The 15808-nt window shown below is 45.5% G+C and carries 12 protein-coding genes; 4 read left to right on the top strand and 8 right to left on the bottom strand.

Annotated elements, in window-relative coordinates:
- Window positions 1-10: 10 nt before the first annotated feature.
- From JHD44_RS15175 to JHD44_RS15140, 8 genes are all read right to left on the bottom strand, one after another.
- The gene (locus tag JHD44_RS15175) at window positions 11-868 is read right to left on the bottom strand and encodes an alpha/beta hydrolase (protein ID WP_199463616.1); all 858 of its coding nucleotides are present in this window, start codon (window positions 866-868) and stop codon (window positions 11-13) included.
- A 3-nt stretch (window positions 869-871) separates the two neighbouring features.
- Complete coding sequence (locus JHD44_RS15170; protein ID WP_199463615.1) at window positions 872-2251, bottom strand: FAD-dependent oxidoreductase; 1380 nt, start codon at window positions 2249-2251, stop codon at window positions 872-874.
- Window positions 2252-2261: 10 nt separating this feature from the next.
- Entirely contained in the window at window positions 2262-3110 is an 849-nt protein-coding gene (locus JHD44_RS15165) for a tryptophan 2,3-dioxygenase (RefSeq protein WP_199463614.1), read from the bottom strand.
- A 15-nt stretch (window positions 3111-3125) separates the two neighbouring features.
- Window positions 3126-3404: a MoaD family protein gene (locus tag JHD44_RS15160; protein ID WP_199463613.1), complete on the bottom strand. Its 279-nt coding sequence runs from the start codon at window positions 3402-3404 to the stop codon at window positions 3126-3128.
- A 28-nt stretch (window positions 3405-3432) separates the two neighbouring features.
- Complete coding sequence (locus JHD44_RS15155) at window positions 3433-3849, bottom strand: Mov34/MPN/PAD-1 family protein (RefSeq protein ID WP_199463612.1); 417 nt, start codon at window positions 3847-3849, stop codon at window positions 3433-3435.
- A 9-nt stretch (window positions 3850-3858) separates the two neighbouring features.
- Window positions 3859-5031 (bottom strand): molybdopterin-synthase adenylyltransferase MoeB, encoded by a 1173-nt coding sequence (moeB, locus tag JHD44_RS15150; protein ID WP_199463611.1) that lies wholly within the window; start codon window positions 5029-5031, stop codon window positions 3859-3861.
- Window positions 5032-5077: 46 nt separating this feature from the next.
- Window positions 5078-6109 carry an aminotransferase class I/II-fold pyridoxal phosphate-dependent enzyme gene (locus JHD44_RS15145; RefSeq protein WP_199463610.1) on the bottom strand — a complete coding sequence of 344 codons (1032 nt, stop codon included), beginning with the start codon at window positions 6107-6109 and terminating at the stop codon, window positions 5078-5080.
- A 68-nt stretch (window positions 6110-6177) separates the two neighbouring features.
- Entirely contained in the window at window positions 6178-7113 is a 936-nt protein-coding gene (locus tag JHD44_RS15140; RefSeq protein WP_199463609.1) for a helix-turn-helix transcriptional regulator, read from the bottom strand.
- Window positions 7114-7490: 377 nt separating this feature from the next.
- On the opposite strand from JHD44_RS15140, the gene JHD44_RS15135 reads away from it, so the two are divergent.
- From JHD44_RS15135 to JHD44_RS15120, 4 genes are read left to right on the top strand one after another with little or no spacing between them, the layout of a single operon-like run.
- Entirely contained in the window at window positions 7491-9410 is a 1920-nt protein-coding gene (locus JHD44_RS15135) for a CoA transferase (protein ID WP_199463608.1), read from the top strand.
- A 2-nt stretch (window positions 9411-9412) separates the two neighbouring features.
- Entirely contained in the window at window positions 9413-12136 is a 2724-nt protein-coding gene (locus JHD44_RS15130) for an AMP-binding protein (protein ID WP_199463607.1), read from the top strand.
- Between the two features lie 14 nt (window positions 12137-12150).
- Window positions 12151-13932 carry an ABC transporter ATP-binding protein/permease gene (locus JHD44_RS15125; RefSeq protein WP_199463606.1) on the top strand — a complete coding sequence of 594 codons (1782 nt, stop codon included), beginning with the start codon at window positions 12151-12153 and terminating at the stop codon, window positions 13930-13932.
- A complete protein-coding gene (locus JHD44_RS15120; RefSeq protein WP_199463605.1) occupies window positions 13913-15610 on the top strand; it encodes an ABC transporter ATP-binding protein in 1698 nt (565 codons plus the stop codon). The genes JHD44_RS15125 and JHD44_RS15120 overlap by 20 nt, the downstream gene beginning before the upstream one ends.
- The last annotated feature ends 198 nt before the right edge of the window (window positions 15611-15808 follow it).

The following is a 15808-nucleotide window of genomic DNA, read 5'->3' as shown; positions in this document are numbered from 1 at the left end:
ATAAACATCCTTATAAGTGGAGCAGACCCTCATCGATCGCACCTAATTCAAAAACCAGATCAAAGTGATCCTTATCTTTTATTTCACGACTTTCATACAACATGGAATGTTGTTCGAGGTATTTAGCATATTCTTCACTCTGCTGTTTAAAAGCCTCCGTATCAAACTCCCCCCAGTACACAGCCACTGGGATATTGTTTTCTATTGGTTGATGCAAAGGACTTAATTCGCGAGCTTGCTGGAGGTCTAGCTTTAAAGCGTCGTTAATATAGGTCCCTACCAAAGGGCGAAGGTCATAGATACCCGAGAGCAAAACAGCTCCTTTTATAAAAGGAAAATGCTCAGCACATGTATTTGGAATGCTAGTTAAAAAAGTCGCAGCCAAATGAGCACCAGCCGAGCTACCGCCAATGATGAGTTTAACGTTTTTTCGTTGTAAAGATGCATAGCCATGTAACATTGAGATGGCTTTTCTTACCTCAATAACAATTTCAAAAACACTTTTCCCAGGTGCCAGAGGGTAACCAATCGCGGCATAACTTATGTTTTTCCCAAGATATCTAGGTGCCGCAAAAAGAGAATCCTCTATGCCCAACTCCTGCCAATACCCACCATGAATGAAGACAAAGATCGTCTCGTTCTGATTCGCCCCTGCCGAAAAGTAAGCAATTTTTTGTTCTGGATGGGAGCCATATTCAAGATAAACAGGTTCCCCTCTCTCTGTTTTTATCTTTTGGCTACGTTCATGATATTGTAAAATCGTTTGTAGATAGTTAGGAGCATTAGAGCTAGGCGAATAAGCACGCGCTCTATCCTCATCCGATAGGCTATCATATAACGCGGAAAGATCTTGTAATTGGCTATTCATGACCTAATACACATCCCTACTAAATTCACAGAGTTCTTCATTCACTGCTTTAGCCACGGCACTAAGGTCTATTTCATCAAACGTATGGCAGTCTTTTGTAAAGCGTTTCAGTAACTCGCGCTGAGATTGACCTTGTTTATAAGCAAACTCATAGGAAACTCGAGAAAAAGTTACTAGGCTGTATCTAGGAATAAACTTTTCTGGGTAGCGCTCAGCGATCCAGTTAGAAAGATCTCTCTCCAATAAATAGCTTTTAGTACTCACGCAATGGCGCATTTCTCGGTAGTTTTCCAAGGCCATTTCCTGAATGGCGTAGGCGTTCGGTTTTCGCTTGCGCTCATACTCCTGTAAGGCCTCACTTTGCTGTGAAGGATGCAATGTCAGCGATTCTACTAACGTCACTACGTCTTCTAGTGCGCAATTCATCCCTTGACCATGAAAAGGCACCATAGGATGGGCCGCATCTCCCACCAATACGACACTATCAAACGCCTGCCAGCGCTCCACTCTTAGTGTTTTAAGTTTACCTGTTGGGTTATGATCAAAGTCTTTTTCTAGGTTTTCGATCAATTCGGACGCATCACTAAAATTTGTATTGAAAAAGTTTCTGGCTTTTTCTCCATCCTGTAGCATAGAAAACGCGCACAGATCCTCTGAATCTTCGGTTTCGTGAGGTAAAAATAGCGTGACAGTGAAGCTGCCATTTGCATTGGGTAGAGCAATACACATAAAGCCACCTTTCGGCCAAATATGTAGCGCATTAGGGTAAAGTTGAAAAGAACCGTCTTTTGCTGCTGGAATTTCCAGTTCTTTATAACCATGGGCCAGTGGAAAAGTTTGGACTCCTAAATCTATCTGCGAGGTAAGGTGTTTTCGAACCACTGAATCTGCGCCATCTGCGCCCACTAACAGCTCATAGGTAAGCTGTTCGCCACTGGAAATAAGTACCATCTTTGCCTGAAAGTCCATCTGTTCAATCTGGCTTCCAAAGCGAATGTTTGCCCCGGCGCTCTCTGCGGCATCCAATAAGCAACACGCCAATTCTCCACGATTGATCGACCATATTTTTTCTTTGTTCAGTCCATAACGATGCAGCTCAGCTACGGTATGACTATGGTGAACCATACGTCCATACATGGGAACGGCACGCTTTAAAACCTCATCAGAAAGCCCTGCTAGCTCTAATGCATGAACGCCTCGATCCGCAAGGGCAAGGTTAATAGAACGACCGGAATTAAAACCATATTTTCTTGGGTCCTGACGCTTTTCTATCAACTCAACCCTAAAGCCTGATTGACATAATAAACAAGCTAAAAGCGCACCCGACAAACCAGCCCCATTAATAACAACACGTTTCTTAGACAATCCTCTGTGCTCACTCATATACCATCCTTCAAAGCTTTGTTCTTAGCTGCCATAGCTCTGGGAACAAAATGGTATCCAGTGTTTTATTAAGATATCTGGCACCACTTGAACCCGCCGTTCCTGTTTTTGCTCCAATTACTTTTTCAACCATGGATATATGGCGAAAACGCCATAATCGAAAGGAGTCTTCGAAGGCCACCAGTTTTTCTGCCAACGAATAAAGCTGAAAATAGTCATGAATATTGTGATAAACGATGAGCCATGATTGCTCGACAGTTTCATCTTGTTCAGTAGGAGAAGATACATCGATCTGAACCCGGTCTTGGCTAACTGGCAAACCTTGACGTGCAAGTTCTCGCACCACTTCTTCATAGAGAGAAGGGCTGAATAATTTCTCGCGCAGGTTTTCATTACCTTCTAGTTGGCCATGTAAAAACTGCATGCGCTTATTGCCCAACATAAACTCAATCTCTCTGAATTGAGTCGATTGGTGTCCCGATGCACTACCAAGAGAGGAGCGCATTTTCAAAAATTCAGCGGGTGATAGCGTACCCAATACATCCCAGGCATCGACTAGATGCTCCAATATGCGTTGAGCTCTATCCATAACGCGCATGGCAAAGGGCAATTGAGAGCAGGCAATAGATTGTGCAGCACGAGTCAGTTCATGAATTAATAACTTCATCCACAATTCGGAGGTTTGATGCTGGATAATAAACAACATTTCGTCTGGCGATTCTGACAGAGGTTTCTGACCGCCAAGAATTTTATCAAGCGCCAGATAATCACCATATTGCATCTCGCCATAGTGAGTGCCAGGACTGGCTATATCTGTCGTGATCTGATTCTGGCCATGTAGAAAAGGACACCGAGACATAACCACTTCCCCCGTTTAGTAACTTCCGCCAGCTACCGCCGGAAGAATCGTAATAACATCTCCACTTTTTACGGGCATTTCCAGACCACCAGAAAAGCGAACATCATCATCATTCAAGAAGACATTAAGATAACTGTGTAGCTGCTCACCGTTTAATAGACGGCCTGATAAGCCTGGATATTTTTTATCCAAATCGCTCACAACATCTCGCACAGAGTTCCCTTGAACCTCAACTGTTTTCTGAGCATTGGTAAGTGTTTGCATTACCGTAGGAATAATTACTTTTATAGACATGACAACTCCTTTGATTTGATGATTTTATTCAGTATTGCGCCCTATAAGGTAAGTTGAGTAGAACTTCCTCTACACCCTCTCCACTTATCTGATAGCAACGCATAGAGGGAACAAATCGCTTATCTGTTGCCACAATCAGCTGATACACTCCGGGGTAAGCCTGAGCGTATTCTTTATCGGTGCGGCTGGGATAAGGCTTTGAGTGTGTGTGCGAGTGGTAGATGAGGATCAACTCCTCATCCTGTAAAATCATGTCTCGCCATACACCTAACTGCTCTTTCGGGTCAAACTCGAAAAACGTTTCCGAATTAGCCTTATTGCACATTTCAATGTGTCTTAGATCTCCTTCTACATTCCTGCTCACTAGGCCACAGCATTCAACGGGATGTAGACGCTGCGCATGACGTTCGATGGCGTTTAGCACGGATTCAGGTAAAGCAAGCATATTTGCCACCTAATACTTGGGAAGGGAGGTATCGATTTTATCGATCCATTCCAGAATACCGCCTTCCAGACTGAAAACCTGGCGATACCCGTGTTTTAACATTTCCTTTACAACGTCATCTGAACGTTTCCCGGCTTTGCAGTACACAATAATTTCCTCATCCTTATTCAAGGTTTTCATAGAAGGAAGGGATTGCAGAAAGTTCGCTTTGGGCTTCAAACTTGCCTGAGGAATTTTGACTAAATCCCATTCGTTCTGCTCTCGCACATCAATCAATGTTATGTTTGCACCTTGCTCAAGCCTTTTTTGTAGTTCATGTACATTGATGGACGGCACCACATCCTGAATGTCATCGACAATACTGCCACGACAGAAATATTGGTAATCTTCCAGTTCGGTTATGTGCTTTCGTTCCTGTGCTTTACGTATTGATAAAAACCGATACGTCATATCTAGAGCGTCATAAACCGCCAAACGTCCCAGTAGACTATTCCCTACTCCCAAGATAAGTTTGAGAACTTCAGTACTCATGATCGATGCGATAGATGCACATAAAACACCAAACACACCGCCTTCAGAGCAAGACGGAGCCATTTCTGGCGGAGGTGGAACAGGGTACAAGTCTCGGTAGTTCAAACCACAACCTTCTGGTGCTTGTTCCCAAAAAACAGAACTTTGGCCTTCAAAACGGTAAATGGCTCCCCAAACATAGGGTTTATTCGCCAACACACAGGCATCGTTAACCAAATAACGGGTGGCAAAATTGTCCGTCCCATCCAGAATAATGTCGTATTCATTAAAAAGAGCGATGGCATTGTCATTGGTTAACGCTTCTTCATGCACTCTGACGTTAACATGGGGGTTCAGATCTTGAATTGCCAGCTGAGCGCTGGCCGTTTTAGGCGTATCAACCGTAGACATGCGGTGAATAATCTGACGTTGAAGATTCGACATATCCACCTTATCAAAATCAATAACGCCCAAAGTTCCAATCCCTGCTGCTGCCAAATAAAGCAAGGTGGGAGAACCTAACCCTCCTGCACCAATCACTAACACTCTGGCAGCTTTTAGACGGCGCTGCCCTTCCATGCCAACATTAGGCAATAAAATATGACGACTGTAACGGGTATACTCTTCTGCGCTAAGTTCAGGTAAATCGGATGAAATGAGAGGGATCTGCATAACTTTCTCCTGTCGAAATTTCCTTTTTTATTGACATCAAATACGTTTAAAGCCGAGAATACAAAACAGCTTCTAACGCCAGACGAAACGCCTTCATTTCTTCCTTAGTGCCAATCGTGACACGAACCCAGTCCGGCATATCCGACCATGTTCGTCCAACAATTACTCCCAAAGCTGCCAAACCTTTTACGGCTTCTGCTCCTTCATTGATACGAAACATTAGGCAGTTAGCTTCAGAGGAAAAACATTCTATATCGTGATTATTAAGCCACTGCACCAGAGTCTCACGCTCACTAGCCACCATGGCTTTGCGTTCACGCACCTGGTCAGCGTGTTGCATCCCAGCCATTGCTGCCACAACAGCAGGTACAGAAACATCGTTCGCAGGCATGGTATGTATGGCTTGCAGGGTATCTGGTTGAGCAATCGCATACCCTAAGCGAAGCCCCGCCATAGCAAATATTTTAGAGAAAGTACGCGTAACAATCATCGCAGGGTAATGTCTAACCTGGTCAATCAAAGAGGGTTGATCGCTGTACTCTATATAGGCTTCATCCAACAGTACCTTGGTTTTTTCAGGCAAAGTATCAAGCAGCGTTAAAATATCGTCGGCCGGAGTCACCGAACCGGTTGGATTATTGGGATTGGCGATATAGATAAGCCCACCTTCGCGCTCGGCGAGCTCACGCATGGTCTGTAAATCATGGCGACCGTCGGCACCAAGAGGCACTTTGTAAATAGACCGCTTCTCCTGAATGGCTACCTGCTCGCAGATCGGGTAACCCGGTGATGCCATGATTAAGGGAGCAGATGCACTGGTAAAAGCCTGAGTGGCATAATGCAAAGCTCGGTTGGAACCTGGATGTAACGCAAGCCAATCAACAGGAACATCATATTCCTGACTGAGCATTTGTCTGAATGTTTCAATTAAATCAAATTGATAACGTTCAAGATTATTAACGGTATCAAGAATAGATTGCTCAACCTGAGGAAGCATCCCATAGGCCGATTCATTTAGATTTAACAAGACTTTGCGATCTTGTTCACAATTGGGGGTGCCGCCGATTTGGTTCATCATCTCTTGATCCCTTATTCTGGACTGTCACGGCAGTGGCAGTCGTTTTTCCTTTCATATCCTAACCAGACTCAGGACAAACAATACCTGACCGATTTAGGTGGACAGTTAAAGAAGCGCGTAAAAGCAGAACTAAAATTACTGGGATGCATATACCCGACTCGATAAGCGGCTTCTGCAACCTGATAACCCGATTCCAACAACTCCCAAGCCTTTCTCATGCGCATTTCTAAAAGATGCTGTGCCGGGCTGGTGTTATAAATTTGTCTAAAACAAGCCTTTAACTTGTACTCACTGATACCCAACACACTGCATAGGTAGGCATTGTTTATGGGGCGATCCAGATTGGCTCTCATATAAGCATCAATGCGCGAGACACTTTCCAGATCACGCTCAGTAATCCGATCACTTCGCCTTTCTTGCGGCACATAGTGTGTTAACTGCTCAGAAAGCAGGCTTAACGCATGAATTCGTTGATTTAAACCACTTTGCTTATCGCCTAGTGTGGATGAGCGAAAGAAATGAAGATGCGGGCTACTGCGACTAGGTTCGTACCCAAGCATTCTGAAACTTTCTCCAGTACGTAGTGGTTCTCCTAGGATGCATTCGCTCCTTTGCTCACCAACCAAATTTATTAATGCACTTTCAGCAACCACCAAACGCAGTTGCTCGACCTTTGGCCCTGCTGAGTAGCGTCTTTCACCATGGCCGCTTTGAAAAACGGAAACTGTGGTAAAGTTTTCATTAAAAGGAAGCGTCTCCCCTCTAGCATCAGTAAAATCTGATTCTCCTGAAAGACCGAATGTAATAATCAGCTGACGCTCGCTACCTTCATGATCTGAATATTCTGTCAAAATATCGTTCGATTTAGAGCAGGATTTCACAATGGCAAAACCCGGCTCGCAATCTAAGCGCTCTATCTTAATGGGTTCCGCACCTCGCCCAATGGCCCAACTTGCAGTCTGCACCTTTTGAGTTTCTTCCCGGCGGATTGGAAAAGAGTTCATGTTATCTCCTTTAAACATAATGGAATTCTTCATTACCCATTCATATCCAAAACATTCTGCTCCATGGTATTCAGTGGCCGCAGATTACCTCTAAAAAACCACCTCGAAAACAGAATCACCCAATTGCATATGATTATCAACGATCTGAATAGATAATAATAACCATTCTCAATAAGTCAAAAGGTATGATTACTTTCATTAGTTTTTTCTCACTTCTGAGACCTTTCGCAATGCCACAGGCATGGTCGTTATACATAGGTCTCTTATGAAAAAGATAAAAGCGCTTTTCAATGAAAAAAGACCTACATTCGAAAGCCGATTTTTCTACATGACGAAAATCAGTCTCGAACAAGGTCCCGAAATATGAAATAGACTCTATGACAGCAAGTAGCTTTAGAACAATCGACCTGACAACTCAAAAGACACAAAGCCTCTTGGAAGGTTTAAAAATTCAATTGTCAGATTACGAATCAGAATCCGACATACTGATGTGTCGTATCAAAAAGAGAGCGTCTTTATTAGGCGCGGTTTTACAAGATAGAACCTCATCAAAAGCCACAAGCCAATCTCTTTTACTCAGTGATAACCTTGGCTTAAGTGTTGCTCTTTGCATTAACAACCCACTGTCCCATACAGAAGCTTCTTTACAAGCTATGAGTGGATTAATGGCTTGGCATAAACACAACAGTCAACAATTTGTGCCATTAGGTCTGCCTTATTTAACAGAATTAACCGCATCTCTGGCACTGACTTCGAGCATCGCGAATCTAATAGGGCAGATAAAAGGCAACTCTCTGAAACGTATCGACATTTTTCCTGAGCGCGTAGCTTTGGTTGCCATGGCGCAGTATCTGGCAATGGAGCTTGCAGGTTTAAAAGCGCCAACAAAGAAGGACAATACGGATTCCCCCCCTTTTAAAAGTCAAGACCATATACTTTTTGAAATCGAGGTATTGGACCCCTACAAGTGGGGCGCATTCTGGCAAGCATTTAATCTGCCCTCTTCTGATATCTCTACCAGTTGGCAACCTTACATGCAGCGTTACGTTTCTGCTTCCGCTTGGCTGCCAACATCACTGTTTAACCTTTTACAACAGCATGACTTTCAGCATATTCAAATCATTGCTGAACGCGTCGGGATCAGCATCTGCGCGCTCAATTCAAGCGATATTCAAAACCATAAAAATGACATTGCGCCCTTGGCTGAATCTGGCCCTTGGCGTTATCAGACACTCAACACTCTTAATGAAAGTAAACCTTTAAACCGTCTTCTTGATACCGCTACACAACAGCCATTAACCGGTATTACCGTGGTGGAATCAACACGACTTATACAAGGGCCAATGGCAACGCATATTCTACGAATGTTAGGCGCCAGAGTGATCAAAATAGAGCCTGTTGGAGGCGACCCCATGAGAGGAATGCCGCCTCTTATTGGTGATTTATCTGCCCATTTTCACACCATAAACCAAGGCAAAGAAGTGGTTGAGCTGGACCTCCACTCTCCCGAGGGAAAAGCAGACTTTCGGGCGTTAATACAATCGGCGGATGTGTTTTTCCATAACTGGGGACCAGGACGTGCAGAACGTCTTGGACTAACGCAAGAAAAGGTCAATCAAATCGCTCCTCACCTGATTTATGCCTCTGCTTCCGGTAGCGGTAATCCACCGACGCCCAGCGCCCCAATAGGCACAGATTTTATGATGCAAGCCTTCTCAGGTGTTGCCGCTAACGTCTCGAATCCTAACAAAATGGGCGGCGCATTAATCACCATGATCGATACCCTTGGGGCCGCCGCCGCCGCAGAGGGCATCGTATCGGCGTTATTTCGACGCTTTAAAGATGGCAGCGTAAACGCTATCGACTCGTCGATGCTTGGGGCAGCCTCCCTACTGATAGACGCTAAACGCACGGCGGATGCAATGCATCCACCTGCTAACCAGAAAGTCATTCTCGATATTAACCAAACCTTAAACTTACCCAATACCTTTACAACAAGGGATGGAACACTGTTTATCGAGACGATTCGCACACCGCATCAGGCAGAGGTGTTACAAGGAATGTTAGACAGGGTTAAAAAAACATCCCCTTCACCCTTTTTTCTGCACACCCTGTTTATCTCTCACAATACGGCGTTTTGGGAAGAGCAATTTACCCAGCAGCAAATCCCCAGTAGCCAGGTAAATCAAAACGCACAGGACATACTTCACCACCCTGTGATGAAGCAGCATGTTTCGGTTAACCACGACACACTCAATTTCTTATCCCCTTGGACTTACTCAAAAGGAGAACAATAACGATGGACACAATGAACCCAACTGTCGCGCGCCTACTAAACACAAATCAACCTATTCGGATAACGGATCAAGTCCCCGCTCATTTGCGTCAAAAATGGGGAAGCGAAGGCCCCTACGAAAATCTTGACCTTTTTCAATCTTTTGCCAAGTTTGTTAAACAGGATCCAACAGCGCGTGCCATTGTCGATGAAACCACTTCCTATAGTTATCAGGATCTATACGATAAAAGCTTGAGTCTGGCGGGTTTTCTGAATGATTTAGGGATCAAAAAGGGCGATGTCATCGCCATTAATTTGGCCAATAGCTGGCAAGCCTGCGCTGCCGACCTCGCGGTAGCGGCACTGGGGGCAATAGCACTCCCATACCCAGTTGGTAGGAAACACAGGGAAACCCTACTGTTATTAAAACAAGCTCAAGCCAAAGCCATTATCTGCGAACCCTTTGTTGGCGAAACAGATTATGAAGCTTTGCTTGAAGGCATACGTAGCGACTTGCCAAGCCTAAAGCACATTCTAATCAAGGGAATACCTCAGCACAGTAATATCAATCTGGCAGATACCTGGACACACACCGCCTATGACTTTCAACCTCAGAACTTACATGCGAATGAACCTGTGCGCATTATCGCTTCTTCTGGTACGGAGTCTGCCCCCAAACTTGTACTTTACTCCCACAATAGTTTAGTCGGCGGGCAGGCTTCTTATCTGAAATCCCTGGGAGCAGAAGTCCGCTCCATGCGAGCACTATTCTGTGTCTCGCTTGCTTCCCCCTTTGGTTCTTTGGGCACTTCCTGCATTTTGGCTGCCTTTGGCGGTACCTTGGTCACCCAAAACCGCTTTTCACCAGAAACTACACTCACTCAGATATCCAACAACCATGTAACGCACGTGTTTTGTGGTCCCAACATGGTGGATATGTTATTGGCCGCTCAACAAGCCAGTTCAACAACACCTGAATGTGAAGCCTTGTGTGGGTTTATCAGCGGCGGAGCCCCCCTTAGTACTCAAACCGCTTACAGTGTAAAGCAGATATTTGGTTGCAGCCTGATTCAATCCTACGGATCTGCAGACGGTATCGCCTGTCATACCGGGCTAAACGATGATATCGACACCACAGTAGAAACGGTGGGACTACCTGATCCAGACGTTATCGATATCAAAATTGTTGACGAAAACGAGCAACCTTTACCCCACAATACAGAAGGTGAAATTCTGGCATTGGGCCCCATGACCCCCATGTGTTATTACAACGCACCAGAGCTGGATGCCAAATATCGTACTCAGAACGGCTGGGTGAGAACAGGCGACAAAGCAATGTTGGATGAACAAGGTCGCTTAAAAATCATGGGAAGAAGAAACGATACACTGCTACGCAACGGCATTAAAATTAACCGTGTTGAGCTAGAAATGTTAATTCGGGAGTACCCAAACGTTTCGGAAGTGGCCGTTGTCGAATATCAAAAGTCAAACGGCAGCAGTCTCTTGTCTGCCTGTGTTGTGCCTTCTCCTGGCTACGCCGCTCCCAATAAAGATCAAATCAACCACTTCCTGTTGAAGGATCTAGGCGTCGAACGATACAAGCTTATCGACAATGCCCTCTCCTTTGCTAACTTGCCTTTGGCGCCCTCAGGAAAAGTAGACTTAAAACGGCTGACATCACAAGCGCAATTAATCCCAGACGAGCAACAGGAAATCTCCGCGAAAGAAATACTGGATTTATTAATGGGTGTGGAACGCGCAGGTGTCCTTAGAGCCGCCATTGAGTTGAAGGTCTTTGATCTTCTAGAAGCAGGAGAAACGCAAACCTCCGGCCTGGCACAAGCCGCTCAAACCGATTTGCGTGGCATGAGAATACTGCTGGCAGCATTAGCTGGCCTTGGATTAATCGAAGAATCCAACGCGCAAGTTTACAGACTCACCAAAACCGCAAAACGACACCTTGTTTCAACCTCACCTTACTACGTGGGTGGTCTGTCCCAGGTCTACACTGCCGATCTGATGTGGGAGGCTTTCAAACACTTTAAAGACTGCGTTATTTCAGGAAAAAGCCTCTTATCACAAGGCCTAGAAGCCGACGATCATATCTACTGGCAAGAGTTCGCCCAAGGCATCGCCAACACCAGTCGTGTCACTGCCAAACGTATGGCGGAAATGATCGTTCCATTGGTACGCCATCAGCCCAAAATAAGCATTTTAGACATGGCTTGTGGTAATGGCATCTACGGTTTTACGCTGACTTCACAACTGGAAAACGCCTCTTTAACCAGCATCGATTGGCCGACAACACAGCCGGTATGGCAGAAAACCGCGGCACAGTTTGGGCTTTCACAACGGGCAGAATTTATTGGCGAAAACCTTTTTAAAACCACTCCGGGCGCTAAAAAATACGACGTCATTATCCTGAGCCAGATTCTTCACCATTTTGATCTGAAATCCTGTCAGCAGTTAATCAAACTGGCATCGGACCAACTGAACGCAGAAGGCCAGATTATCGTGCTGGACTTTATGTTAAGTGACCAATTATCGGCAACTGAAGAAGCCGTGCCCCGTTTATTTGGCAGCCAAATGCTGGCGCTCACAGAAGACGGCGAGTGTTATCCGGTTAATACCATTAAAAAGCTGTTGTCTGAACAAGGTTTACAACTTCGCAGTGCGCAGCAGTTTAAAGGGTTACCCGTACATTATGTTTTGGCTCAAAACACACAATCTGTGCTTGATAAGTACTAACTGGGGGTAAGAAAATGAATGCCTTTATTTGGAAATTGGCCATCCCTATCTGGAAGGAGGTCCTACTCAGTACCTTGCTCAATGTTGCTATTACCGTTTGCTACCTTGCTCAGGCAATGTGCCTAGCCAATCTGGTGATCGGTTTGTTTTTTGATACCCAGGCTACAAGTAACACTTCTTGGGCTGTACTGTTTCTGGGCGCTACCTTTATTCGTATTATCGTGATGGCGCTGTACGAATTATCGGCCCTACGAACCGGGCGTATCACCAAAACGCGCCTACATACGCAACTGATCCCCAAGGCCTTAAGCCTGCACAACCATGCCACAGGGGAATTAGTCAGCACTATTGTTCCGGGTGTCAACGCGCTGGAAAGTTACTACAGCCGGTATATTCCGGCGGTAGGTGGCGCGCTCTTTGGCACGGCGTTGGTGCTTGGAGTAATCGTTTCATTCGACTGGCTTTCCGCCCTTATTCTGGCTCTTTGCGGTATCGCCATTCCCATTGTGGATCGCGTATGGCTTAAAGTCTGTAGGCCAGAGGCTTCTCAACTAATCAAAGCCATGGGGAGCTTTGCCTCCGCCATGTTGGACAGCCTTCAAGGCATTACCACCCTAAAATCACTCAATGCCAGTGACCAACGCAGATCACTACTTGCCGAAAAGGCCGCGATTCTAAGACAGCAAGCCATGATTATTTTATATGGTACGCTAATGCGTAACTTTGCCACTTCCTTTATCGGTCTGGGCGCAATGGCGTTTGTTATCATTCTTGGTTGCTTTCGGTTCCAGAATGGTGAGATAAATGTTGGTGCTCTGATTAGTCTGCTTTTTTTGGTTCGGGAAGTCTTTCGCCCTATCGATAAGCTGGATAAAACCTTCCATACAGCGTGGGCCGCCAATAGCGCCGCCAAGCCTATTTATGAGTTGCTTAGTCAATCGGATAAAAACCAGCCAGATAATACACCAACCAAAAACAGTGCGGGCAGCTTATCGCCACTGCATCATGATATTGTGTTTTCCGATGTGTCTTTTACTTGGGATCAAACCCAAAATGGAGAACCCGTATTAAAAGACCTGAACCTTTCGATCAAGGAAAACGAATTCGTTGCGATTGTTGGTCCCTCTGGCGCAGGTAAATCCACTTTGTCATCGCTTCTCATGCGATTTAATACTCCTCAGGAAGGGAAAATCACCATAGGCGATATAGACCTTCAATCCCTCACTGAGCCGGATACAAGAGCCTTAATGAGTTGCGTTTTTCAGGATACCTGGCTCTTCCATGGTAGCATTGAAGATAACCTACGCATTGCCGCCCCAAATGTATCGCTGGCAGCCATTCATCATGCCGCCAAACAGGCCAATATTCATGAATTTATTATGATTCTACCGGACGGCTACCAAACCCAAATTGGAGAGCGCGGCTCCACACTCTCCGGAGGACAAAAACAACGTTTGGCGTTTGCGCGAGCCTGCCTGAAAAATGCCCCCATATTCATATTGGATGAAGCAACTGCCAGCCTTGATGCCGAAAACGAATCCGTGATTCAAGCGTCTTTAAAAACCTTTGCGGGCAAGAAAACGCTTATTGTCATTGCTCATCGTCTCTCCACCATTCAACAGGCTGATCGAATTCTGGTTTTAGATAAAGGAAGGCTAGTCGAAAGCGGCTCGCACAACACTCTTATTTCAAAAGGTGGCCTCTATTCCAGCCTATTTCAGCAACAGTCTCAAGCAAACAGGGATGACGCCCAATTAACACAAAGGACTTCTCAATATGCCTCAACCAACCCATAACACAGTAGAGTACGAAAATACCCTATCCGGAGGTTGGAACAGTATTCTAGCCCTCACCAAAGGCCAAAAGCGACTAATGGTACTCACTATTATTTCAACCATTATCGCCCAAGGCGGGTTGGTGTTTTGCCTATACTTTGGTGCCCTTGCCATTAGCACCACCCTCTTCTCCAGCGAGCAGCAATTGGCCATGCCAATTATTGTGATGCTGGCAATTAGTGCCGTTATCGGAGCCGCCGGTAAATGGTGGAATGCCGATATTTCCCATAAATTTGCCTTCGCCTTAATCGAAAGTATTCAGCTACGCCTATACGACAGCCTAGAGCGTTCTGCGCCAAGCTACATACTGGGCAAAAGAACGGGGACGCTGGCCAGCGTCGCGACCCAGGACTCACAAAAAATGGAGCATTTCTTCGCCCACACCCTGGGGGATATGTTCGCTGCGGTCATCGTACCCACTTTGTGTTTGATCATTTTGGCTTTCATACACCCTTGGCTGGCGGTCACCTTAATTCCCTTTGCCATACTGCTTTCAACCGTCCCTTTCTGGCTTGGTAGGCAGGCTCATGCTCAAGCCCAATCTATGGGGCAAGCGGCCAACGAATTAAATGGCATCGTAACCGAAGGGTTACAGGGGCGAAAAGAATTACTGTTGTTTCATCAGGAAACACACTGGCTTCAGAAATTCACAGAATCCGCTAGGCGCTTGGGACACGCTCAAACCCAATACGCCAATCGGGCCGGAATGGAAAATGCAGCCATCGAGATATTACAAGCGGGGGCCGTTATTATTACCACCCTTGTCGGACTTTGGCTAATTCAACATCACACTATCGAACTCAGCCAACTGCCCATTATTATTGTGCTATCGGGTGCCTGCTTGATACCCATTCACGATGTCACTCAAGCCGCACGGCAACTGGGCCAACTTAAAAGCAGCGCCAAGCGCATTCAGACCATTCTTATGCAACAGGCTTCTGTTAGCGACCATGGAACACAGGATCCCAAACACTTTAACGTAACCTTCAAGGACGTTTCTTTTGGTTATCATGACCAAAACGATGAAGTGTTGGATCACGCCAATTGCGCTTTTGAATTCGGTAAAATAACCGCCTTGGTTGGCCTATCTGGTAATGGAAAAAGCACCTGCGCCAACCTAATAACTCGATTCTGGGACGTGAAACACGGAGCCATTGAAATCGGCGATATTAATATAAAATCGATCCCACTATCGACACTACGAGATAGCGTTGCACTGGTTTCCCAAGAAACCTATTTATTCAACGACACCATTGAAAACAACTTAAAAATGGCAAGACCCAACGCAACCCAGTATGAAATTCATCGAGCTTGCCGAATGGCGTTTGCCCATGAGTTTATTATGGAACTACCTGCGGGTTACCAATCCTTATGTGGTGAACGGGGAAGTGCCCTCTCGGGAGGACAAAAACAACGCCTAGCCATCGCCAGAGCAATACTAAAAGGCTCGCCTATTATGATTTTCGATGAAGCCTCATCCAACCTGGATAGCGACAGCGAAAACAAAATAATGGCGTGTCTTAAAGCTTTAAAACAAGACCACACCATTATTCTCATTGCCCACAGAGCCTCGACCATAAACATCGCCGACCAAGTTCTGGAGCTAAACCAAAAAACCATCCAACTAAGGCAAGCTTAACTGCCCTCAATACAGACGCCCCCTAGCCATGCAGTGCTTTTAATACTGTTTGGCTAGGGAGAAAGTAGCTAAACCAAAGCGCCCCCAACTACATAATTTCTACTCCCCATTACTTAACTCCGTCACAACTGCGAAGGCAGAAACTCATATCTATAATAATCGGCGACAGCAAGAATACTGACCAAAAACCGATAATTA

It is taken from the genome of Marinomonas ostreistagni, assembly GCF_016461785.1.
GTDB classification, from domain to species: Bacteria; Pseudomonadota; Gammaproteobacteria; order Pseudomonadales; family Marinomonadaceae; genus Marinomonas; species Marinomonas ostreistagni_A.
The sequence above is the reverse complement of the archived record's forward strand: the minus strand, read 5'-3'. Positions and strand labels throughout refer to the sequence as shown.